This is a genomic window from Photobacterium makurazakiensis (assembly GCF_050336715.1).
GTDB classification, from domain to species: domain Bacteria; phylum Pseudomonadota; class Gammaproteobacteria; order Enterobacterales; family Vibrionaceae; genus Photobacterium; species Photobacterium makurazakiensis.
On sequence record NZ_JAKJSJ010000039.1, the window covers coordinates 1 to 21,529 of the forward strand.

The 21,529-nt window shown below is 41.1% G+C and carries 19 protein-coding genes and 2 pseudogenes; 8 read left to right on the forward strand and 13 right to left on the reverse strand.

What is annotated here, in order from left to right:
* The first annotated feature begins 49 nt into the window (after positions 1 to 49).
* Entirely contained in the window at positions 50 to 1,018 is a 969-nt protein-coding gene (locus tag L4D09_RS17485) for an MBL fold metallo-hydrolase (protein ID WP_428458801.1), read from the forward strand.
* A gap of 109 nt (positions 1,019 to 1,127) precedes the next feature.
* Here L4D09_RS17485 and L4D09_RS17490 read toward each other — a convergent pair whose 3' ends face one another.
* The 3 genes and pseudogenes from L4D09_RS17490 to L4D09_RS17500 all read right to left on the reverse strand — a co-directional run.
* Complete coding sequence (locus L4D09_RS17490) at positions 1,128 to 2,753, reverse strand: cytochrome-c peroxidase (protein ID WP_428458802.1); 1,626 nt, start codon at positions 2,751 to 2,753, stop codon at positions 1,128 to 1,130.
* A 502-nt stretch (positions 2,754 to 3,255) separates the two neighbouring features.
* Positions 3,256 to 3,402: pseudogene (locus L4D09_RS17495) on the reverse strand (DapH/DapD/GlmU-related protein); the annotation flags it as partial.
* Positions 3,403 to 3,642: 240 nt separating this feature from the next.
* Positions 3,643 to 3,798: pseudogene (locus L4D09_RS17500) on the reverse strand (maltose acetyltransferase domain-containing protein); the annotation flags it as partial.
* A 569-nt stretch (positions 3,799 to 4,367) separates the two neighbouring features.
* Here L4D09_RS17500 and L4D09_RS17505 point away from each other — a divergent pair.
* The gene (locus L4D09_RS17505; protein ID WP_428458803.1) at positions 4,368 to 4,898 is read left to right on the forward strand and encodes a cytochrome b; all 531 of its coding nucleotides are present in this window, start codon (positions 4,368 to 4,370) and stop codon (positions 4,896 to 4,898) included.
* Between the two features lie 96 nt (positions 4,899 to 4,994).
* Here the strand turns inward: L4D09_RS17505 and L4D09_RS17510 are convergent, their stop codons facing one another.
* From L4D09_RS17510 to L4D09_RS17520, 3 genes are read right to left on the reverse strand one after another with little or no spacing between them, the layout of a single operon-like run.
* Positions 4,995 to 6,173: a M20 metallopeptidase family protein gene (locus L4D09_RS17510; RefSeq protein WP_428458804.1), complete on the reverse strand. Its 1,179-nt coding sequence runs from the start codon at positions 6,171 to 6,173 to the stop codon at positions 4,995 to 4,997.
* Entirely contained in the window at positions 6,173 to 6,622 is a 450-nt protein-coding gene (locus L4D09_RS17515) for a hypothetical protein (RefSeq protein ID WP_428458805.1), read from the reverse strand. The genes L4D09_RS17510 and L4D09_RS17515 overlap by 1 nt, the downstream gene beginning before the upstream one ends.
* Positions 6,615 to 7,448, reverse strand: a complete 834-nt coding sequence (locus L4D09_RS17520) for a DUF3100 domain-containing protein (protein ID WP_428458806.1) — start codon at positions 7,446 to 7,448, stop codon at positions 6,615 to 6,617. The genes L4D09_RS17515 and L4D09_RS17520 overlap by 8 nt, the downstream gene beginning before the upstream one ends.
* Before the next feature lie 737 nt (positions 7,449 to 8,185).
* On the opposite strand from L4D09_RS17520, the gene L4D09_RS17525 reads away from it, so the two are divergent.
* The 3 genes from L4D09_RS17525 (at position 8,186) to L4D09_RS17535 (ending at position 10,083) form a co-directional block, all read left to right on the forward strand.
* On the forward strand, positions 8,186 to 9,157 hold the full coding sequence (locus L4D09_RS17525; RefSeq protein WP_428458807.1) for a LysR substrate-binding domain-containing protein: 972 nt from the start codon (positions 8,186 to 8,188) through the stop codon (positions 9,155 to 9,157).
* 400 nt (positions 9,158 to 9,557) lie between these two features.
* On the forward strand, positions 9,558 to 9,848 hold the full coding sequence (locus tag L4D09_RS17530; protein ID WP_428458808.1) for a type II toxin-antitoxin system Phd/YefM family antitoxin: 291 nt from the start codon (positions 9,558 to 9,560) through the stop codon (positions 9,846 to 9,848).
* Complete coding sequence (locus L4D09_RS17535; RefSeq protein ID WP_428458809.1) at positions 9,808 to 10,083, forward strand: Txe/YoeB family addiction module toxin; 276 nt, start codon at positions 9,808 to 9,810, stop codon at positions 10,081 to 10,083. Before L4D09_RS17530 ends, L4D09_RS17535 begins: the two co-directional genes overlap by 41 nt.
* A gap of 118 nt (positions 10,084 to 10,201) precedes the next feature.
* On the opposite strand, the gene L4D09_RS17540 is transcribed toward L4D09_RS17535, so the two are convergent.
* The 6 genes from L4D09_RS17540 to L4D09_RS17565 all read right to left on the reverse strand — a co-directional run bounded on the left by L4D09_RS17540 (position 10,202) and on the right by L4D09_RS17565 (position 16,473).
* The gene (locus L4D09_RS17540) at positions 10,202 to 11,110 is read right to left on the reverse strand and encodes a LysR substrate-binding domain-containing protein (RefSeq protein WP_428458810.1); all 909 of its coding nucleotides are present in this window, start codon (positions 11,108 to 11,110) and stop codon (positions 10,202 to 10,204) included.
* A gap of 98 nt (positions 11,111 to 11,208) precedes the next feature.
* Entirely contained in the window at positions 11,209 to 12,651 is a 1,443-nt protein-coding gene (locus L4D09_RS17545; protein WP_428458811.1) for an ABC transporter ATP-binding protein, read from the reverse strand.
* Positions 12,644 to 13,432, reverse strand: a complete 789-nt coding sequence (locus L4D09_RS17550; protein WP_428458812.1) for an ABC transporter permease — start codon at positions 13,430 to 13,432, stop codon at positions 12,644 to 12,646. Before L4D09_RS17550 ends, L4D09_RS17545 begins: the two co-directional genes overlap by 8 nt.
* A complete protein-coding gene (locus tag L4D09_RS17555) occupies positions 13,429 to 14,376 on the reverse strand; it encodes an ABC transporter permease (protein WP_428458813.1) in 948 nt (315 codons plus the stop codon). Before L4D09_RS17555 ends, L4D09_RS17550 begins: the two co-directional genes overlap by 4 nt.
* Entirely contained in the window at positions 14,366 to 15,895 is a 1,530-nt protein-coding gene (locus tag L4D09_RS17560) for an ABC transporter substrate-binding protein (RefSeq protein WP_428458814.1), read from the reverse strand. Before L4D09_RS17560 ends, L4D09_RS17555 begins: the two co-directional genes overlap by 11 nt.
* Positions 15,896 to 15,897: 2 nt before the next feature.
* Positions 15,898 to 16,473 (reverse strand): HupE/UreJ family protein, encoded by a 576-nt coding sequence (locus L4D09_RS17565; RefSeq protein ID WP_428458815.1) that lies wholly within the window; start codon positions 16,471 to 16,473, stop codon positions 15,898 to 15,900.
* Between the two features lie 289 nt (positions 16,474 to 16,762).
* On the opposite strand from L4D09_RS17565, the gene L4D09_RS17570 reads away from it, so the two are divergent.
* The 3 genes from L4D09_RS17570 to L4D09_RS17580 are packed head-to-tail and all read left to right on the forward strand — an operon-like array spanning position 16,763 to position 20,950.
* On the forward strand, positions 16,763 to 17,578 hold the full coding sequence (locus L4D09_RS17570) for a peptidyl-prolyl cis-trans isomerase (protein ID WP_428458816.1): 816 nt from the start codon (positions 16,763 to 16,765) through the stop codon (positions 17,576 to 17,578).
* 1 nt (position 17,579) lies between these two features.
* Positions 17,580 to 18,578: a HupE/UreJ family protein gene (locus L4D09_RS17575; protein WP_428458817.1), complete on the forward strand. Its 999-nt coding sequence runs from the start codon at positions 17,580 to 17,582 to the stop codon at positions 18,576 to 18,578.
* A 20-nt stretch (positions 18,579 to 18,598) separates the two neighbouring features.
* The gene (locus L4D09_RS17580; RefSeq protein ID WP_428458818.1) at positions 18,599 to 20,950 is read left to right on the forward strand and encodes a purple acid phosphatase family protein; all 2,352 of its coding nucleotides are present in this window, start codon (positions 18,599 to 18,601) and stop codon (positions 20,948 to 20,950) included.
* Positions 20,951 to 21,027: 77 nt separating this feature from the next.
* On the opposite strand, the gene L4D09_RS17585 is transcribed toward L4D09_RS17580, so the two are convergent.
* Positions 21,028 to 21,459 (reverse strand): GNAT family N-acetyltransferase, encoded by a 432-nt coding sequence (locus L4D09_RS17585; RefSeq protein WP_428458819.1) that lies wholly within the window; start codon positions 21,457 to 21,459, stop codon positions 21,028 to 21,030.
* Positions 21,460 to 21,529: the final 70 nt, after the last annotated feature.

Here is a 21,529-nt window from a genome sequence, read left to right on the forward strand (position 1 = left end):
ATGGTGGGGTTCCCCTATATAGGACAGTAACGTCAAAAGGAACAGCAACATGCCAACAAAACTACACTCTTTTGTATTAATGCTACCCGTCATTATCTTTTCGTTGTTTATGCCATACATAGTAAACGCGAAAAGTGACAATAATGTATACCAACCTTCAGATATCACCAAGGTGGTCATGCTGGGAACAGGCACACCGTTTAATGACGCTAAACACTCAGGGCAATCCATTGCTATCGTGGTTAACGATCAAGTTTATCTGGTTGATTTTGGTCCGGGTGCTGTACGTCAAATGGATGCAGCTAGAAAACTTGGTTTTACTGGCTTTCCTGGTAATACCGTACGCCCGACATTCTTGAAAACCGCCTTCTTAACTCACCTAGACTCTGATCACACGACTGGTTTACCCGATATTATCCTTACTCCGTGGGTACTTGGCCGCAAAGAGCCACTACAGCTATTTGGTCCTCCCAATACCAACTTTCTCGTTAACAACGTATTGGCAGCCTATAAGTCAGATATTGATCACCGGATGAAGGGAGCACAACCCGCAACGCCTGAAGGCTATAAAGTAAATACCACAATCATTAAAAAGCCGGGTGTTGTTTATCAAGATGAAAATGTACAAGTTGAAGCTTTCAACGCCCGTCATGGCGACTGGCCCGATGGCTATGCGCTTGGCTACCGCTTCACGACCCCTGACCGCGTTATCGTGATTTCAGGTGATACTGCTTATGATGAAGAGGTGATCAAAAATTATAAAGGTGCCGACATTTTGATCCATGAAGTCTATAGCATGAAAGGACTTGCGAAACGTACCCCTGATTGGCAGAAATATCACCAAGCAGCTCACACATCGACTGAAGAATTGGCGAAAATTGGCAACCTAATAAAACCCAAACTGATGGTACTTAACCACGTTTTGTACTTCGGGGCGGGCGAAGAATCTATCGATAAGGAATTCCGTAGTTTCTACGATGGTAACTATGTCATGGGACAGGATTTAGACGTCTACTAACTATTGCTATCAATTAAAAATAAAACACTGGGCAGCAATACTGCCCAGTGTTCAGTTTAATACCCAGTATCTTCACACAATGTGTTGCTATGAAGAATATAAAGAGTGATTAACGACGGCGACTGAAAGTGGGTCTTTCATGTCGAGTATTTACAGGCTCTTCAACCGTATGTACGGGTGCTGGCGCTTCATACTCCGAGTCATCTTCACTTTGATGTTTTAAGCGAGTTTCCTTATACATTTCAGCCATGTATTGCGAAGGAGACTTCGCCTCAGACGTATCACTAAGCGTCGCTAGGTAAGCCACTAAAGCCGACTCTTCATGTTCATTTAATTTCAGATCACCCACCGCAAAGGTGGCAATATTGTGGTCAAACTCTGGATCGGGCCAGCAATTATTTTCCATTGCCTCTTCAACAGTAACATTTACACCAACACAACGCGTTTTTTCAAAGAAACAAGCGGTAGAAGCTGCCATTCTTTCAGCATCATTGGTTGCAAGATTACATGCTGCAATTGCAGCAGGATCGTCAATTAAGCCTGATGAGTTATAGAAGTGTACGAGTTGCTCCAATGTTTTAAACCAACCATTGTGGGTGTATGCTTTTGAAAATCCAGCATGAGGCCTTTTATCTACATTACGCAATGTTGGTACTTTATGTTGTCCTAAGTTCCCAAACGCACCAGTAAGCGCAAAGACACCTTCATTCGGCTCTGGATCTTCTGGTATTTCATGATTTCTTGGAACCCCAATATTGAAATACCGATCATCGGTATAGCGCTGGAATTTTGCCGTACCATCAGGATCATTATCGCTAACATGGCAGAAGAAGCACCGGCCATTAAAACCGTAAAAGATATCATGACCTTCATTTTCTAAATCAGAAAAGTCATCCAATGGAAATGCACCATCAGCATCGTTTTCCAAAGCAATATCTCGTTTAGAATCAAATGGGTTATTATCACTCGACATTTGCCATGATGCTAATGATACTGCAAATCGACCAAACGCTTGTTGAACATCACTATCGGTACTACAGCGAAGTTTTTTGCCCCAAGCATATTGATACAGCTGCGGCCCCCACAATGTCTGCTTCACCTGTTTACACACCTTATACATATTTGGCAAAGCCTGTTCAACAGGGTTAATAAACGGACTAGCATGTGCCTGATCAGCCATTGGCCCTAAATACTTGCTGTACATATCGTAATATTTACTATCAATACCGGCAAATACATCAACTTGTTGCTCTAATAAGTCGCCTGTCGCTCGGCCATTCCAAAATGCCCCACCACAAGGTACAGAGAAAGGTGGAAAAGGTACTGAACACATTTCAAAGTTCGCGAGACCTGTAACATTTTTCTCTTCATCCAAAAACTGCACATACTTATTTGTTGGCGGTTTAAGCGAACCAACGCTAAAGCCATCAGAACCCGTTACGGCAACTTGCCCTAAGTTCACTTCCGACACACCATTTGTTCCGCCAGTCCCTCCCGTATGACATGAAGCACACGACTGGTTTCTATTGACTGAGATCTCTGTAAAAAACAATCGTTTACCCATCTCCTCCAAATAAGTCATATTTTCAGGGTTTGAAGTAGGAAAAGATGGAGTATCACCAATCGCATGAGCGCCATAAGGGAAAAGACCTAGACTAACGATTAACCCCACAGTAGTACTACACCATATATCTTTATTATTTTTCAGTTTATTCTTTGTTTTTGTATTTATCATGGAATCCACCAGAATATCAACCTAGACAAGGACATCACTTTATATCAATAGCTATTTTCTCCTCTCAACATTTAACCAGAGGCACAAACTAAAACTAGCACGATAAATATAAAATCAATTCTCATCATCAGTAATTATCAATAAAAAGAAAAGTAGCAGGTTTAATCATCATCTTTATCCTAAGACGAAAATTTATATTTTATTAACAACTATAATCATTCTTATTAATGGATGTTAAATTCACAACTATTATTGAATTAATAAAATTAAGACTAAGTCTTATTAGTCGATTAATTTAACGCTACTTTGTCGTAGAACTATAAGATTAAAACTGAAATGTCTGACATTTCAGACAATAGACACGCGTTATATATAGCGTGTAGCGCTAATATGGGGGAAATATCTAAGGTTTATGTTAGGCCAACCTGCCAACGTCAGCCTATCAAAAGTACTGCAACGCAATATTACGTCGCCATTAATTTTAATCGTTTATATTTTCTCGTATCACCCGTGCAGGGTTTCCCACAACAACGGTGTCAGCAGGCACATCTTTTGTTACCACGCTACCACCGCCAACAACCGCCCCATTACCAATTGTTACACCCGGTAAGACCAAAACATTGGCGCCAATCCATACTTTATTACCAATGCTGATAGGTTTAGCAAATTCTTCATAAGTGTAACGCGTTTTAGCGTCAATCGGGTGACCAGCGGTGCATAACGTAACGTTTGGCCCTATCATCACATAATCACCAATAATTACTTTGCCACAATCGAGGATCACGCCATTGGCATTCATGTAAAAATCTTTGCCGACCTCAATGTTATAACCATAATCACAAGCAAAGTTACCATTTAGTGATGTCGACTCATCCGCTTTGCCAAACAATTGTTGGATCAACTTTTGTTTCTCTTCAGCATCAAAACTATTCGAAATTTGATGACATAGCTTACGCGCTACACCACGATCATCAGGTAACCCATCTTTCCCTGGGTGATATAGCATGCCACTAATTAAACTCTTTTCTCTATCGCTCAACGCCATTGATAGTACCCCTAAAAATTTTACCCATAATGATTAAACTGAGTGCAAAAAGAACAATATGACTTAAACGATTTACAACAGAATATTCCACCACATTTCACTCATTATAAAGATTAAGAGTTCATCTAATAGCCATGATTTTAAAATATTTCCCACTGTGAGATGAGCATCACATCAACCTTGATATGCTTCATATCCATAAATATAAAATTCAACTGAATCAATACTTCAAGTTTGCATCACAATGTTTACCGTAACATATTTACCTATATAACGAGGAAGAGAATTATCAACTTTCAAAAATTAAACTAAAGGCTTAACAAAAAGATCATCAAACGATGACATTAGTTTTATCTCTTTTACTATACCGACCATTTAGATAACCAATATAAATACTGTTAATTATAATGTTGAAAACACTCTTGCAAGAAAATTAAGCATTTAACATTGAGGTATTTACATAATCACTTGTTAAACATTGAATTAACGTCACACCAGCACCAATGACCAAGTCATATTTTACTGCTAAATTTCAATTACAAACATAATATTCAAGCTAGGTTAAAATAATGAAAACGTCTAACTATGATAAGATTACCCGATACTTACATTGGTCAATGGCAGCCATCATAATCTATGCGACAACGGCAGGTTACGTAATGCATTTGGTGGTCGATAGTCACCCTAGCATTTTCCAGTTTTTATCAATATTAAACATGTCACTTGCAACAGTCGGTAGCATTGTCTTTATTTTCCGCTGGTTTTGGAAGCACCTCCGTCCAAACTATAGCTTTACAGACCACTCAATTCCATCTTGGCAAAAAAAAATAGCTCATATGGTTCACGATATTATTTATCAGCTAATGTTCATCGTTTTCATCAGTGGTTTTTTGATGCTAGAAACAAATTATGAACTATTTTGGCTCATAACCGTTCCGAACCCTATTTCTTCCCCAGAGGTTAATTCTTTCTTTTTTAGCGTTCACAGAGCCAGTTGTTTACTTCTAGCTATCGTTGTTTTACTCCACGCTTCTGCTGCGGTTAAACACCATTATTTATCAAAGAACTTAGTTTTACTTCGTATGTTAGGTCGAGCATAGCCTTTATTAGCAGAAAGCTTGTCCCATACTCGTAGGCAAAAAAAGGCCTAACATAATATATGCTAGGCCTTTACCATTTAATCCGCTGATTTTAACTTATGACGTAGCTATATTAATGAAGATTTGTGCACCTACAAGCAAGAAGTCTTCATCAACAAAGTATGGATTTGAGTGCAGATAATTATTGATACCTTTCGCACTGTTGCCTGAGCCAAGGAAGAACATAGCGCCTTGCTTATTCTTTGCAGCTTCAACCATTAGGCTAAAGTCTTCGCTACCCGTCATCGGCGAACCTGTCGCATCTAACAGCTCTGCTGGAATCGTCTCGCTTGCTGCTTTAACCACACGTTGATAAGCGCTCTCATGGTTAATTACCGCAGGGTAACCACAGTAATTAATTGAGGTTTTATAACCACGTAGTTCACTTTGAGCGACAATACCTTCAAAGCTATTTTGCAGGATTTTATTCGTCTCTGAGTCCATAGAACGAATGGTACCGCGAGCTTGAACATTGGCAGCAACAGCGTTTGGAATCGTACCGCCATTAAACAAACCACACACAAATACCGCAGGTGAGAATGGGTTGGTTTGTTTAGCAACGATGTAGTCCATATCTTCAATGATACGTGCACCTTCACGGATTGCATCAAGGCCTTTATGCGGCGTTGAACCGTGTGCAGACACACCCTCAATGTCTAATGTCCAAGCATAACCATAAGAAGACATAATGTTGTTGTTCACACGAACAGCACCACATTCCATCGCCGCATCGTTGTGAAGTGCGTAAACTTCATTAACGCCTTCCATGCAACCCAGCTCGACCATTTTATTAGCGCCATCAACACGCATATCTTCTTCCGCCATTTGGAAGATGAAGCGTACGTTATGACGTAATTCACTTTGATTTGCGGCTAAGTACTTAGCCGCAGTCAACAAAATGGTCATGTGAGTATCGTGACCACAGTTATGAGATCGACCTTCATGCGTTGACGAATACTCATTATCGGTCAAGTCATCCATTTCCAATGCATCCATATCTGCACGGAAACCAACCAAACTAAACGCTGGGTCAACAATCAAATCAGCAATAAAACCGGTATAGCCATCGTAACTGACTACTGTATAACCGTACTCCGCCATCAGCGTTTTACAGTACTTCGAGGTTTTGTACTCTTCACCAGATAATTCTGGAATCATGTGTAAATCACGACGTGTTTTTACACTGTATTCTTGAAGGCTAAGAAGCTTTTCGTTTAATTCAAACTTACTCAACATTAGATAATTCCCTTCATGGTGAAACCGATTTGCGCAATAATTGATGCACCAAAGAAACAAGCGGTAGAAACAACGAAGAACAATACAACGATCTTCCAAGATAGCTTCTTAAGCTCTTCCATTTGGCCACCAACAGACAAACCAGCAAAGGTTAGTAGTGGAACACAAGCAGAAAGGAATCCAACTTTACCAATAGAATCCAGAATAAAGGTACGAACCACGGTGTCTGGTAGACATAGGAAGATACCAATCAAGGTCGCGTAGGCAAATGTTGGCAGTGGTGACTTGATGTACTCTTTAGCAACAAGCGATAAGAATACAACCACAGCCATAGCGATAAAGCTATCCCACATGCTTAATAGTGGAGTACCGTCTGTTAGAGTTTGTGTAAAAATAGCAAGTGCTAGTGCTAGAAATACAAACTTCATATCATTGATAGCATTAAGCATTAGTTGATACCTCTGAGTTACCCTTGTTGCACATTTTATACACGAATTCAGCTAGCGGCAGACCAAGGAACGTTAAAGACAACGCACCAACAACCGATGATAATAAGTTTGAAGCAGCAGCAATACTTAATGCTTGGCTAGCCATTTCAGCATCAAGACCACTCACTAACGATGCAGATGCTGCACTTAGCATAGAGCCACTACCAACACCACTACCCGCAGCTAGAGCGAAAGGATGAAGCCCCGTCATAGGTGCGATGCTACCAAGAACACTGAACCAAATAGTACCGATCACTGAACCACATAGGTAGATAGCCAGCACACCTACATATTCAGGAGAGCCTGTACCGTATTTACCCTGAATTACCGCAATAGATGGCTCACGACTGATTGACGAACAAGCACCAATAGCATTTCGACCAAGACCGAACTTAACCGCAAGAGGAACCGCAACTAAAATAGGCAGTAAGTTTCCAAGTTCTTGGAAAAGAAGTGGTAAACCTGCATCAATAATATTATCTAAGTTTGGAATGATCATTCCTGCGTACTGAGTACCAAGAACAAGAAGAGAAAAGCCAACCATTTTTGAAGCAAAAGATTCTTCTTTGTCTGTAAATGTTTTTCCCCAGACTTTAACTTTGTCTCTAACAACATTCAGTGAAACAGTCATACCAATAATGACCGCAAATAACATTGGAAGAATTGCGATTGATACTGATCCAACCTCAATTGATTGTGCCCCAATTACAACTTGGGCTAAAAATATAACAAGCATAACAATAATAGTTGTTATTACAGTTACTTGTATGGATGAGCGTTTACTCATGGATGTATACCTTATAAATATGCGTTAATTGCGCGAAGAGAATAATAGAGATGCCGCAGATAATTTTTGTGATATCAATCCACTTAAGTAATAACGAAAAGTTATTACTTATTAATTATTTTCGACTCAAAACATTTAATTAACAGAACGCACATAAAACACCCCACATCTATTCTTATAACGATTTAAAAGTCACAAAGACCTTACAGTCGTGCTCATTTAAGTCGCTCAACAAAGCGAAAAGATAAACCTGTTAACCCATGAATTTTAATTTATCCACAAATCCATTACAAAACAGGAGTAAAAAAACCATTCCCAATAGAATAAGTCACACCGCTTATTAATATTTTGTAATAACTTTCGAGTTCTATAGACACAATATATTTGAGGTTAAATATGCTTCTTTCTTAACCATGTAAAATGTAATGACCCGTGGATGTATGTGGTTTAATTGTTGCCATGCGTGCGGCAGATTCAGCTAAGAAAAGCTAATCAGTATCATAACCAGTACTCTCAGCAGGCTGATGTTCGATGATCATTAAGAAAACCTTTGGATTTAACAGTACTTTTTAGCTACGCATTAAACTGCATATATCATTTTAAACTCAATTCCAAAACAAACCTCACATAAACTTGCGACTTAGTTATTATAAATAACAATTTGTTCTATGAAGCGCACCGCAAACTCTGGCAGAATGCCTATATTAAATAATTTTGCTGATTTTAGAGGTGTTTATATGAAACTACAGCAGCTCAGATACCTAAAGGCGGTTGTCGATAACAACTTAAACATTTCTCTCGCCTCAAACTCTTTGTATACAACCCAACCGGGTGTTAGCAAGCAGATAAAGCTATTAGAGCAAGAGCTTGGAGTAAAAATATTCGAGCGTAAAGGCAAATCACTTAGCTCCGTAACTGCTGTTGGTGATTTGATCATTCAAGAAGCCATTCAGATGTTGGATATAGAAAGCAGGATCAAGACTATCGTTAACGATCATGTGAAGCCGGAAGAAGGCTTTTTGAATATCTACACCACCAATACTATCGCTAGATATCTATTACCGAACACCGTTGATCAGTTCGTTAAGCGATACCCAAAAATTAAATTTCATATTGGTAGCTCACAACTCGATAAATACGGCCATTTAATTAAACGAGGCCAATCCGATTTTTCGATTGTTGCTCAAAAAGTTGAACATGATTCAGACGTCATTGTTTTACCTGCATACAAATGGAATTTAGGGTTGATCGTTCCTAAAAATCACCCTTTAGCGACGAATAAAGAAGTCACTCTTGAAAATATCAGCCAATATCCGCTGATCAGTTACGAGCCCGGCTCTACAGGTCGAATAGCCCAAGACAAAGCCTTCAAAGAGCATGGGATCAGCCCTTACTATTTCATGACGGTTATGGATGTCGAGGTCATCAAAAAATATGTTAAGTTGGGATACGGTATAGGTGTTGTTGCACAAGTAGCAGCAAATGACGTGATTGACGATGAACTCATCAATATTCCTCTTGAGCATGTTTTTGAGGCTTCTGATGCTTGGCTCTGCTATAGCCGTAATCTCTTTTTACAAAAGTACATGCTCGATTTTATCGAAAGCTTCTGCCCTCACCTAACTCGTGAAGTCATGGAGAAAATTGCTAGCTATACAGACAACGATATTGTGAAGTTATCGAAAACCTTTCAGCTGCCAGAGTATTAATTCTTAAAATTGTCCGCCCTCTCGGCAAGGCAGCACCACGCTTACAGTCTTGGGTCGCGCAACCATCTATGTAAATATCTACATAATCACGACTAGGTCGATGCTACCGTAGCATGACACCAGCTACCTTTGGTCGAAAGATATCGCTGGAAGCGGGCATAAGTTAACTCAAACATATGCGCTACAAAATAAGGTTGAAAATACACTTGTACTTACTTAGGTACAGGTGTAAGCTTTACTCAAGCCATAATGGCATCGTACTACGTCCTATATTAGGGTGTAGTGCACGAAACAGATGAGGAAACTCTGATATTACGCTGAGATAATTTCAGGTAATAGAGTGTTAAATTCGGAGCTGACAACGCCTAAAAACGCTTAGTGAAACACGGAATCATTAACTATGAAAACCTATACCTATACCGAAGCCCGTAGTTCGTTGAAAACGGTATTCGACACGGTGGTTGACGATTGTGACCAAGCGTTGATCCACCGCCGTGACGGCGAAAATGTCGTTGTGATGTCGGAGTCCGAGTTCAACAGCTGGCAAGAAACCATGCACCTGCTGAGTAGCCCGGCTAATGCCCAACGCCTCCGTGAGTCCATGCGCCAATTACGTGCGGGTCAAGGCCAAACACGAGAACTGATTGACCATGACGAAGACGACAACGAAGCGCAATCTGACATTTGCTGATCATGCTTGGGACGATTACCTGTACTGGCAGACCCAAGACAAGAAGACCCTGAAACGCATAAACAAGCTCATCACTGCCATCAAACGCGATCCGTTTGAAGGCGAAGGTAAGCCCGAGCCACTGAAACACGACATGACGGGGTTCTGGTCTCGGCGCATCGACTCCACCAACCGCTTGGTGTATGCCATCACCGATGACGCTATCCTAATTGCCAGCTGCCGCTACCACTATTGATTGAAAGGCCACTGTTCACGGTGGCTTTTTCGTTTGTAGTACCTAGATACTACTTTTGGCATCTTCTCTCTTGTGGATAACATTCACTATTCCAAAGATAACATGGCGAGTAAACTCGCTAATTAATGCTTTTCCTAAGCCAATTTTTAAACTGTGCGACCTTATATTGATTATCTCGATTCCTATTTACAATGATGTAATGGTTACTCTGGCTATCCAACGTTGCTGGATGAGCTATAACCAAATCCCCAGCTTTCAAAGCATCTTCAACTAAAATAGTTTTAGCCAATAGCATACCTAAACCTTGGCACGCGGCCTCCATCGAAATTTTAGTACTATCGAATTCAAGTTCAGGATCGGTGAATGGCATACCTGGAGAATGTAAATTAAACCAATCACGCCAACCTTCACTGTACCCCATCGTCGCGATCTTAGGGTAGCTTGAAATCGCTTCTATGGATTGATTAAAATCGTACTGTTTTAAATAAGAGGGACTTGCAACAACAACCCAGCGCTCGTTGTTAGTAATCCGCTCAGCATCTTTACCTTGCCAGTTACCATAGCCATTTATAATCTCAATATCGACAGACTGATTCGTTGACGGATATAAGTTAACGGTAGAATAGAACTTAATTTTTAAATTTGGGTTTTGCCTTTGAAAATCAGCAAGTCGAGTTAGCAACCATGCGCAGCAAAAGCTTTGTGATATTCGGATGGTCAGCGTGTGACTCACATTTTTACCAAATAGACTTTGTGTACCAACTTGAAGGTTATTAAAGGTTTCCGTTAGCAAAGGCAGGTAATTAATCGCTTGATCGGTCAAAGTTAGGCTCGAACCTTGGCGAATAAAAAGTGCTTCATTCAGGTATTCTTCTAGAAGCTTAATTTGTTGACTAATAGCACCTCGGCTGACACTTAACTCTTCCGCTGCCCGTGTTAAGCTTAAATGCCTCGCGGCTGATTCAAAAGCGCGAAGTGAATTAAATGGGGGTAAGGAACGCTGTATTACTCTCTCTACTCGACTCATATTAAAGCCCTATCAATCCAATCAACCTAACAATAAAATCATGGGTAATACTGCTCAGCCAAATAGCAAGATAGGAGCCGTATTGATTCAAATTACAACTAAGGTACTGCGACGCTTGATACTGCTTGAACAGGGTGGCGAACATCGCAAGAATAGTCCGCAATATCTATCACTTTATCGCATACCTGACGAATTAAGGTGTGATCATGGCTAATAAGCAGTAGTGCACAACCAATGCGCTGTGTTTGTTCGATTAATAAACGCATTGTTGATGCCGCAGTAATAGGATCAAGTCGTGAAGTAGGTTCATCCGCAACTAATAACTTAGGTTCCATTAAAAGCGCGCGCAATATAGCAAATCGCTGTAATTCTCCACCTGATACTTGTGCAGGTTTTCGAGAGAGTAATGTTGGGTTCAAATGCAAACGTCTCATTAAATCGGCTATGGGTTCTTTATCAAGACCATGTAACTGACACAAGTCATCTACGTTTTGTCCCAATGAAATCGATTGTGCAAACGCCGATGGTGGGTCTTGATATAACTTGAGTGCTTTACCTCTACTAAGGCTATGGCAACGTAATATGTTACCGCTATCAATAGTAGTCAAGCCAAGTACCATATCTGCTAGTGTCGACTTACCAGTACCACTATCTCCAACAACACCGACTATTTCCCCTTGATCTATGGTGAAATCTAATTGGTTGAACAACCTTTTTCCACCTCGATACTTGTTGAGTTGGTGACACTGAATCAATGCGTGGGATTGATGAGTACGATCCCGACTAGATAACGTGTAGTGTTGCGCTTCAATCAGCTGCTTCGCATATTCAGATATAGGCTGTTGAAGCAGCTTTTCGCAGCTACCACGTTCGACAATCTTGCCCAACCGCATCACGATAATCTCGCCACCTAACGCTCGAGCTATGTCAATATCATGAGTAATAGTGAGTAAACAGCCCTTCTTACTGTGTTGCTTCAATAACGTTATGATCTGCTGCTTTCTACTCGCATCGAGCCCTTTAGTTGGTTCGTCTGCAATCAATACTTCACCACCAGCTGCCGTTGCACATAAATAAGCCAAGCGCTGTGCCATTCCGCCAGAGAGCTGGTTTGGCACTTTCAAGCCATCTTGCCCTAACCCGAAGGCGCTAAAATTCTGCTTTGTCGACTTTTTTGACTGTTCTTCTGACTCATGATTAACCAACGTTTTGACTAACGCGTACTGTTTTTCTCCCGCCATAATCGGGTCTAACGACAACCATGGTTCTTGAGGCAGCATGGTAATCTTACGTCCCCAGTATGATTCAAGTTCTTTCTGAGAAAGGTTTTTCTTACCAAACAAGGTTATTTGGCCGTCACTGTGAAGTCCTGCAGGCAAGGCCCCCATAATGGCTTGTGCTAGCAAACTTTTTCCTGAGCCAGTCTCACCGAGGATGGTTACTGGCTTTCCTAATCGTAAGGCCACAGACAAGCGCTCAACAATGCAATCTTCGTCTGAGTAAATTGAGAGGTCGTTGACCTCAACAGCAGGGTTAGTCATGCTTCCCTCCTGCAATCAGGTTAAAGCTTAAGACCAAGACGATAACCGCCGCAAGAGGCTGAAATAGAACCCAAGGCGCATCACTATAGTAAGGGAATAGCTCTACCATCATTAGCCCTAACTCCGCATGGGGGGGCTTAAGGCCTACATAAACAAATCCAATTGAAGCCAATGCCAAAACAGCATTTCCTGCGCTAAAGCACGCCAAAGTAAACACATCTTTTTTGAAAGCAGGCCATAAATGACGCTTAAAAATATACCAGCCCCCAAAACCGTATAGTAATGATGCCTCTACTTCAGGGTATTGCATGGTGACAATGGTGCGAGAGCGAATAACACGAAAGTACTCAATCCAAAGTACTAATGAGATAGCAACATACAGAATAAAAAATGACCCTGGGATTAACGCGCCAAATAACAGCACTAAGATTAACCCCGGCAGTGCTAACAACACGTTAACTAGAAACGAAAGTAGCTTGTCTATCCAACCACGCTTCCAGCCAGCAACCACCCCAAGGAAAACACCTAATGAGGCCGAAGTACCTACGCTAACAAACACCATGAGCAATGACGTTTTAAGCGCACTGGACAACCTTGCTAAATTGCTACGGCCAAATTGATCGGTACCAAGAGGTTCTATGGCAGAGGGATTGGCAAACACCATATCTAAGCGTTGAAGGGCAGGATCCCCCGCAAAGAAAAACGCCTCGATAGCAATAACAACGCAAAGAGTCACTAGCAACAACACGCCAGCCCTCTGTGAGAAACTGAACGATGTCATGCTAGTGCCTCCTCTTTTTGCCTAGGGTCAAGTAAATACACTACAAAATCGACCGCCCCGTTGATCAACACAAATAGCAAACCCATCACCAGTGCAGCGCCTTGGATCATAGGCACATCACGGCCAAAAATCGCATGTGCCAACGCATGTCCAATACCAGGCCATGAAAACAGCGATTCAATCATAACAATCCCTTCAATAAGCCCTACCGCTTGAATACCAATGAATGAAATAACAGGTAACGCAATATTGGGCTGAGCATGATGCGTAAAAGCTTGCTGTTCATTTAATCCCTTAAAACGAGCAAATCGATAAAAAGGAGAATTAACGACATCAAACGTGGAGTTTCGAATAATCCTACTCGACAGTGCCGCCATCGAGAGCGCCAGCGAAATAGCTGGAAGAATGACATACTCGCTGCTCCCAAACCCAGCAACAGGCAGAAGTCTTAGCTGTAATGCAAAGAACAGCACCAACACTAAACCAATCACAAATACGGGTTGCGCGCGTAAATAGACAGATACGAACAGTGAGGCTTTATCCGCAATGCCACCAGCATTACGCCCTGTATATAGCCCAATAGGAATGGCTATCAATAATGAAAAGAAAGTGGCAAAAAGAGCCAGTTGTAGTGAGTGTCCTAATTGGTGCTGTAACTCATCAATGACAGGGTTTCCACTCACCAGTGAATCCCCAAGGTTGAATTGAACTAAATTAAACAACCACTCTAAATATTGTATGAATACAGATCTATCCAGCCCCAACTCTATCCTTACCGCATCAGCTGCAGCTTGATTTACATAATCGTAACCGTAACGTCCTGCTGCAATTCGATAAGCAAAATCCCCAGGGAGTAGCTGCATCAAAATAAAAGTTAACGTGCCCACCGCCCACGCAACGAAAGCGGCTTGCCCTAATCGTTTAGCAATGATCTTAGTTAGCAAAATACATCTCCGATACTCGGTAGTTATTTTCAAAGGGATCAAATTGAAAATTCATAACGCGCTCGTTGATCGCCACCTGCTGGGTATAAAACACCACGGGGATCAATGGCATTTCATCTGCTAGGAGATTAGCAGCTTGCTGTGATAGTGAATAAAACGCCTGATCTGTACTGTTCATCATGCGATCTAACACAGCGTTTAACGCTTCAGATGACCAGTTCATTGGCCCCCAATCACTGCCTTTGTGAGTACGAGTATCATCAATTAATAAAGCAAGAGGGTCAGATATAATGCCAAAGTTCCTCGCAATAAGAGCCAGCTCCAAGGTGCCATCATGATGCCTTGATGGAATCGCGCTCGAGTTATCAACACTAATGTTAACCTCAATGCCAACTTGACGTAATTGAGCCTGTACCGCCGTCGCGATAACCGTCAGCTCTGGGCGATCAGCATAGGTCACTAAATTCACACTAAAACGTTCGCCATCACGCTCAAGTATGCCATCGACGTTAGGCTGCCATCCTTGTTGAGCTAACAGCTGTTGTGCCTTTACTCGATCTTGTTGCTCGACTTGCATACCTGACAGGTGCCAATTTGATAGCGAAGGAGGGAATAATTGATACGCCTCAGAATCAGGAATTCGCACAATATGTTCTGATATGCCTTCTCGGTTCAAGGCCAAACTCATTGCTCGACGAACATCCTTGTGATTAAGAAATTTATGTTCGTTATTTAACTTAATGAGTACCGTGCGAGGAATAGACTCACTGTACACATCAATGTGGTTAGTTCGTTTAAGCACCTCTATGCTGGCAGGATCAAGGGTATAAATCAGATCCGCCTGCCCGCTTTGAGCCTGCAAAGCTCGACTTTCCGCCCGGTGTCCCGTTAGGTAATGAACGTGCTCAATAGCTGGCTTATCACCCCAGTATTGATTGAAGCGTGTAACATTCAGCTTATGCGGTGGCGCCAACAGTGACACTTGGTAAGGGCCTGTGCCATTAATGTCAAATACACTCCCCTCTTGGTCAAAAGAATTCGGAGACAAAATAGCCGTAGAGAAATGTGCCAATACCGATAACAATGGTCTGTATGGTTCGCTCAGCTCAACAACAACTTGTTGATTATCTGAATAAATACGCTTAAGCGGTAGTTGCTGCAAAACGCCTGGCTTGTTAAGTGCGTGAGATAAAGAAATAACGATACTTTCAGCCGTTAATGCCTCACCATCATGGAACAAAACATCCGGCCTTATATCAAAATACCAGACTAAATTATCATCACTGGTACGCCATTTAGCCGCTAACTTTTCAGATACTTTCCCATCAGGCTGTACTTCAAGTAGCGTTTCAGCTACCTGCATTCGAGTATAGATAAAGCCATCTTTGGATAGGTCTTGGCTTGTAAACTCAAAAGGACCACCTATAGTCAGTGTTTTCTCTGTATCAATCGCTTGATAATCAAGAAGTAACCAAGCAAGAAGAGCAAAAGCCAGAGCAATGGTCGTGTTTTTAAACATAACTAGATACTACCTACCAACACACTGAATATGCCCAAAGTGATATAACCATACCCGCTGGCATTCACCACCTTGTGGTAATTCCTATATTGTTTAGGAACCATGCCAAACATCACGCCGATAATATGAATAAGGACAGAGCCGAGGAAAAAACCCTTTCTAAAACCCGTTGGATTAATTAACCCACCAATTTCGATGCCATGAGCATATCCGTGAAAGACGCCAAAGAATAAAACAAACGAAACCATCATATACAAAGGTGGCATCCGCTTAAGGGCAAGTAACCCACCAAGCAAAATCAATGAAACAGCAATTGCCAATTCAAAGTAAGGCAGTTCAAACCCACGTTCACCCAAATAAAGTCCGAATAACATTGAAGCAATAAACACGGCAGGAACCTGCCAAATAGTTGAACCACCAAACCGGCTACTTAAAACCCCAACGGCCAGCATTGCAAATAGATGCAGCCAACCGCTCAAAGGATGAATAACTCCATCAATAAAGCCAGCGGTCGACTCAGCACTATGAGCAAATGCAAAAGAGGAAGTAAGTGATAAAATTAAAAGCAACAATTTCATAATAAAACCAAAACGAACCTTTCTAAATACAAGCTGTCGGTACGATATATCAATAATATTATAGTTTCATTTCAACTTGGACTACACCAAGGATATTATTTTAATAACACCCACAAAAAGCAATATTTAACTCGCAGTCACATTTAAYTTCTGCATTGTTTAGAAAATCTATACAAGCGTTAATTTTTCAGTCATAAATCGATCATATGCTATGAAGAATCAACCTATTAAGCATTCATGATTAATATACACAATGAAAACATTACTTTTAAACAAAATGACACAGTTCATGAGACAGCCTTTAGCTATCTTTTTTTTAATCGCACTATGCGTCCTTGTTATTGATAAAACAATTTTGTTTGATAGACAAAGTAATAACGTTTTAATAAACCAAGATAACTTAAGAAAATTCGTAAATGTAAAATATGGCTTAGATAATGCTAGCATGATTAATTCATACATTAATGCGTTAGAAGGCGAACAAAAAGATAAGCTAATAAATGAATACCTCACTAATGAAGCATTATATAACTTCGCTTTAAACCGTTCATTAGATAAAAATGATGAAGATTTAAAATCAGTCATTACAGCAAAATCACAAAATATAATTGAAATGATGATTAACGCTGAACAGCCTATTCCTAGCTTAGAAGATGCCAAACAGTATTTCATTGATAACAATGACCAGTATGTCAAAGGTGAGAGTTTCAACCTCATGCTAATAAATAGAAAAAATGAAAGTAAAACATTACTGGAAAAATTACAGAATGAACCCTTAACGTTAAGACAAGCTGTTGGCCTATCCGATATCATTAATTTCGACAAAGTATTTAGGCAAGCAGATATTACCACCATAAAAGACGTGTTCGGACAAGAACAAGCCACACAAATTATCACTCAGAAAGATGATGATTGGTCTGGTCCCTATAAGACACAGAGTGGCTACCATTGGGTGAAAGTTAATCGCAACCCAGCTCAGTCCCCTGACTTTGATTCAGTTAAAGAACAGGTTATCAATGATTTATATAACGAAAAAGTGGAAGTTCGTTTACAACAAATCATCGCAGATCTTATTGGACAACTGAATATAAGGTCGGATATCTAACATGAATATACTTTTCCGCTCTGCAATAAGGTTATTGCTAGTATTATTAACGCTATTTGCTACACCGGCATCCTCTCATGGTTTGGAGCCCATTTTTATTTCTGTCATCACAATGGAAAACAATCAATACCGTGTCGAATTGCGATTGCCAGATGAATACAAGGAGGAGAACAGCCCATACTTTATCCTTCCTGACACCTGTAAAAGTCATGAGTTTAACCACTTAATATCAACGATAAGTTGCCAAGAAACACTAACAGGAACAGAATTAGAAATACGGTATGACTACTACGTACCTCAAATATCAACGCTTATTAATTATTATGATAAAGATGGCAATAATGAATTAAATGAAATTGATGGTCAATTGAGCTGGACTGTACCAGAAGAAGTTAATAACACGGAAAAGAATAAGCTATTTTTAATCGTTGGATTTGAACATATATTAGGTGGGTTTGATCATATATTATTTATTGTTTGTTTATTAATGATAGTTCAATCCAAAAAGAAATTGATTCAAACCATTACTGGATTCACCATTGCACACTCCATAACATTACTCTTAGTTAGTACCGGCGTCATAAAACCGGCGATAGAGCCTATTGAGCTTATCGTTGCAATGAGTGTGCTGTTATTAGCGTATGAAATAGCGACGAATGAGAATAGTTTGACTCACCGCTTCCCTATTACCATCTCTATTTTTTGTGGGTTATTGCACGGCATAGGGTTTTCATCAGTGCTATCTGAAGTTAATACTACTGATTTAATTAATCTATCTAGTATTTTGTTTTTCAATCTAGGTATAGAACTTGGTCAGCTATTAATTGTTTCATTGTGGCTAACAATGGCATTCGTAGCGAAAAAACTGTCTTTCAATAAAAGTGAAATGTTTAAAGCAAAAATTATATCTGTTTATTTAACAGGGGGCCTGTCTCTATTTTGGGTCTTAGATCGTCTTTTTATTTGGCTCGACGCTCGAGCCGTTCATTTGTTTGTTTAATTTACACAATAGGAAATAGCATGAATAAGTCGCTTATCTATAGCGCAATAGTCGCTTTACCGCTTCTAGCAGGCTGTAACTCTTCATCTGATGATACGCCAGATGAACCATCTGATGGTATTTTTGGCCGTGAAGGTAGCATCATTGAATTTTTAGCAACACCATACCTGCAAAACCCAGCAACAGACGGTATGACTGTTATGCTGGAGCCAACAGTTGAAGGAGGCCGCTCACCTGAATCAACCGTTTATTACCGAGAACAAAACGATACAGGACCATTTACAGCAATCACCACTGCTGGCTCTGAATACGATGAACTGGGGCTTGTACAGCGTGCACGTATTAACGGGCTAAAAAGTGATACCAAATACGATTACTTTGTTCGTACATCATACGGTGACTCTAAAGTATATAACTTCCGTACTTGGCCAACAGATGCAGATATTAACAACAACAATGAGTATACCTTTGTTGCAATGTCTGACACCCATGCAAGTGATCGTGATCGGTTTGGAGAAGGGTTAACTGGCCTTAGAGATATCTACGAACACGGCATTATTAAACATGAGTGTTTAGACGATATAACCACGTGTAATGATTTAGTTGCAGGTATCATTGTTGCTGGTGATCTTGTGTACGCATCTAACGCGCGCAAAGCATACCGTGACTTTTTCAATTCTTCACATGAATTGGCCGCTTATATCCCAGTACTTCCAACACCAGGTAACCACGAGCACGATGGCGGAAACATCGAAGCATACGATATTTACCTAGATTGGCCAGAGCAGATGGGCTGGCATAAAGCTCGTTATACGTATTCGCTAGACTTTTTAAACCTACGCCTCTTCTTCTTCGATAGCTTTGTTAAAACAGACGGCGGCCAAGAGTACCAATATGACTGGACCATGGAAGAGCTAGAAAAAACAACTAGTGACGCCAGTATTGACTACGTACTGGGTGTTACTCATGCGCCATGTAAATCTTCAATGTGGCTATCCGGTGAGTCATGGAAGTCTTGTGACTTCGTTGGTCTACTACACGATTATTCAGAGCAGTCAGGAAAAATTTCAGGCCATATGTTTGGCCACACGCATGCATATACTCGTGGTAACGATAAAGATGTACCACACGTCGCGCTGAACGTTGCAACGTCTGTGGGCCGAATTGACCACTTCGCCGAGTTTGCTCAGAAAGATTATGATAGCGTGGCTGTGTCTAACGACAGCAATGGCTACAACATCTTTACGCTAAAAGCGGCGGGTGAAAAGCAAATGACCATGACGCGTCGTACTGGTGGTAGCTTCTACCGCGGTATCGACCTTAGCTTCCCTGTCTATGAAACCCAAGTTTATAAAATGAATAATGGCCCAGATCAGCCTATATTCGAGCGCTTTGAGTTCACAGGGCCGGGGGTCATTAGCTTAGCCGCAACTGATTTCCAAGGCCTTGAAGGCACAGAGCACTACGAAACCCACTGGCAGGTATCTACCTCTCCAGAGTTTGAAGATGATGTGTCAGATATTTGGGGGAACACTACTCGTGCCTATAACTGGTGGTATAACGAAACAGATTTCTTAGATGAAGATGGCAACCGCATTCACGATGAATGTAACCCGTATGCAGATAAGAATGAAGAGTGTGAAGGACTCCTGCATACATTCGCCGTCGACACACAAGAAGGCGTCGATATTACTCAATATGAAACAACCACGACCACCGCTCCAGGTAGCACTATCTATGCGCGTGTACGTTACCGTGACAACAATCTAAACTGGTCTGAATGGTCGACAAGCGAGTCGTTATTTTACGCTGGGGTTGCGACAGATAACGTAGTTATCAATGGCGATGCAGAAGCCGGTGATGAAGACAGTTGGACTCATCGCGCAAAAACAGACACTGGTGCTGAAAACGCGCTTCGTTCTTTACCACTCGGCGCTTGTGGAATTCCTGATGCCCGTGGCGCGCGTGTGTTTCAGCTAGGTAACTTAGGGGGAGAAGACTGTAACGGCTATGGATATGGCTTTGGTGGTGTGGCGTATCAAGACGTCAATGTCTTCGATGCCCTCGAAGACTATACCGGTAATGAGCCACTTTATGCGACGTACTCAGCCTATATGATGAACTGGGGCAGCGCCAACGATGACCCTATCTGGCTATACGTGGCATTCCTTGATGAAGGTGGAAACATTATTGGTGAGAGTGAGCATATTAAAGCTAACTCACCAAAAGTACTGACTAAATACATGGGAAGCACTCTAGCGCCAGAAGGTACACATTCAGTCCGCGTTGTACTTGAATCTGACCACCAGTCAGGCACGGATACAGATGCGCAATTTGATGATGTTGAGCTAATTCTGAGTATGCCAAAGTAACGTAAATAAACGGAAGCGCTTTTGGTTATTAGCCTCAAGCGCTTCTTCTATCAAACACGGTTATAAAAAACCGAGATTCATAACGTCATATGTAAGATTGGAAAGGGTTTCCCCATATCATCTAACGGTGAACGTGACGCAACCGTAAAGCCCATATGTTGGTAGAAACCAACGGCTTGTGGGTTTTGTTCATTCACATCAACCGCTTTGGCATCGAGTTCAGCTAAAGCGTATTGCAATAGCGCTTTGCCGACACCTTGTCCTCTTACTTCATTGAGTACAAACAGCATTTCAATTTTTTGCTCATGCACACCAATAAAGCCAGTAATAGCCCCTGCATCATTTTTAATGCAACGAAGCGATACCGCAGGAAAAGCTTGTTCAATGATAATCGGTTTAAAAAACGCAATATCCTCATCAGTGATGAAGTCATGGGTTGCTCGGACTGAATTTTCCCAAACAATTAGCATTTCTGCATAATCGCTAGGAAGCACATTTTCTACAATCATAATAATCTCTAATGATAATAAGTTGCTGTATGTGCAGCCGCGAACAGGGATTATATCGAAATAAGGCGAC

Coding starts and splice junctions, on each gene's coding strand:
- L4D09_RS17585 (WP_428458819.1), bottom strand. CDS start 21,459: ATGATTGTAGAAAATGTGCTTCCTAGCGATTATGCAGAAATGCTAATT.
- L4D09_RS17490 (WP_428458802.1), bottom strand. CDS start 2,753: ATGATAAATACAAAAACAAAGAATAAACTGAAAAATAATAAAGATATA.
- L4D09_RS17575 (WP_428458817.1), top strand. CDS start 17,580: ATGAATATACTTTTCCGCTCTGCAATAAGGTTATTGCTAGTATTATTA.
- L4D09_RS17485 (WP_428458801.1), top strand. CDS start 50: ATGCCAACAAAACTACACTCTTTTGTATTAATGCTACCCGTCATTATC.
- L4D09_RS17560 (WP_428458814.1), bottom strand. CDS start 15,895: ATGTTTAAAAACACGACCATTGCTCTGGCTTTTGCTCTTCTTGCTTGG.
- L4D09_RS17505 (WP_428458803.1), top strand. CDS start 4,368: ATGAAAACGTCTAACTATGATAAGATTACCCGATACTTACATTGGTCA.
- L4D09_RS17525 (WP_428458807.1), top strand. CDS start 8,186: ATGAAACTACAGCAGCTCAGATACCTAAAGGCGGTTGTCGATAACAAC.
- L4D09_RS17535 (WP_428458809.1), top strand. CDS start 9,808: ATGACGAAGACGACAACGAAGCGCAATCTGACATTTGCTGATCATGCT.
- L4D09_RS17545 (WP_428458811.1), bottom strand. CDS start 12,651: ATGACTAACCCTGCTGTTGAGGTCAACGACCTCTCAATTTACTCAGAC.
- L4D09_RS17515 (WP_428458805.1), bottom strand. CDS start 6,622: ATGCTTAATGCTATCAATGATATGAAGTTTGTATTTCTAGCACTAGCA.
- L4D09_RS17550 (WP_428458812.1), bottom strand. CDS start 13,432: ATGACATCGTTCAGTTTCTCACAGAGGGCTGGCGTGTTGTTGCTAGTG.
- L4D09_RS17570 (WP_428458816.1), top strand. CDS start 16,763: ATGAGACAGCCTTTAGCTATCTTTTTTTTAATCGCACTATGCGTCCTT.
- L4D09_RS17510 (WP_428458804.1), bottom strand. CDS start 6,173: ATGTTGAGTAAGTTTGAATTAAACGAAAAGCTTCTTAGCCTTCAAGAA.
- L4D09_RS17520 (WP_428458806.1), bottom strand. CDS start 7,448: ATGAGTAAACGCTCATCCATACAAGTAACTGTAATAACAACTATTATT.
- L4D09_RS17580 (WP_428458818.1), top strand. CDS start 18,599: ATGAATAAGTCGCTTATCTATAGCGCAATAGTCGCTTTACCGCTTCTA.
- L4D09_RS17540 (WP_428458810.1), bottom strand. CDS start 11,110: ATGAGTCGAGTAGAGAGAGTAATACAGCGTTCCTTACCCCCATTTAAT.
- L4D09_RS17530 (WP_428458808.1), top strand. CDS start 9,558: ATGAAAACCTATACCTATACCGAAGCCCGTAGTTCGTTGAAAACGGTA.
- L4D09_RS17565 (WP_428458815.1), bottom strand. CDS start 16,473: ATGAAATTGTTGCTTTTAATTTTATCACTTACTTCCTCTTTTGCATTT.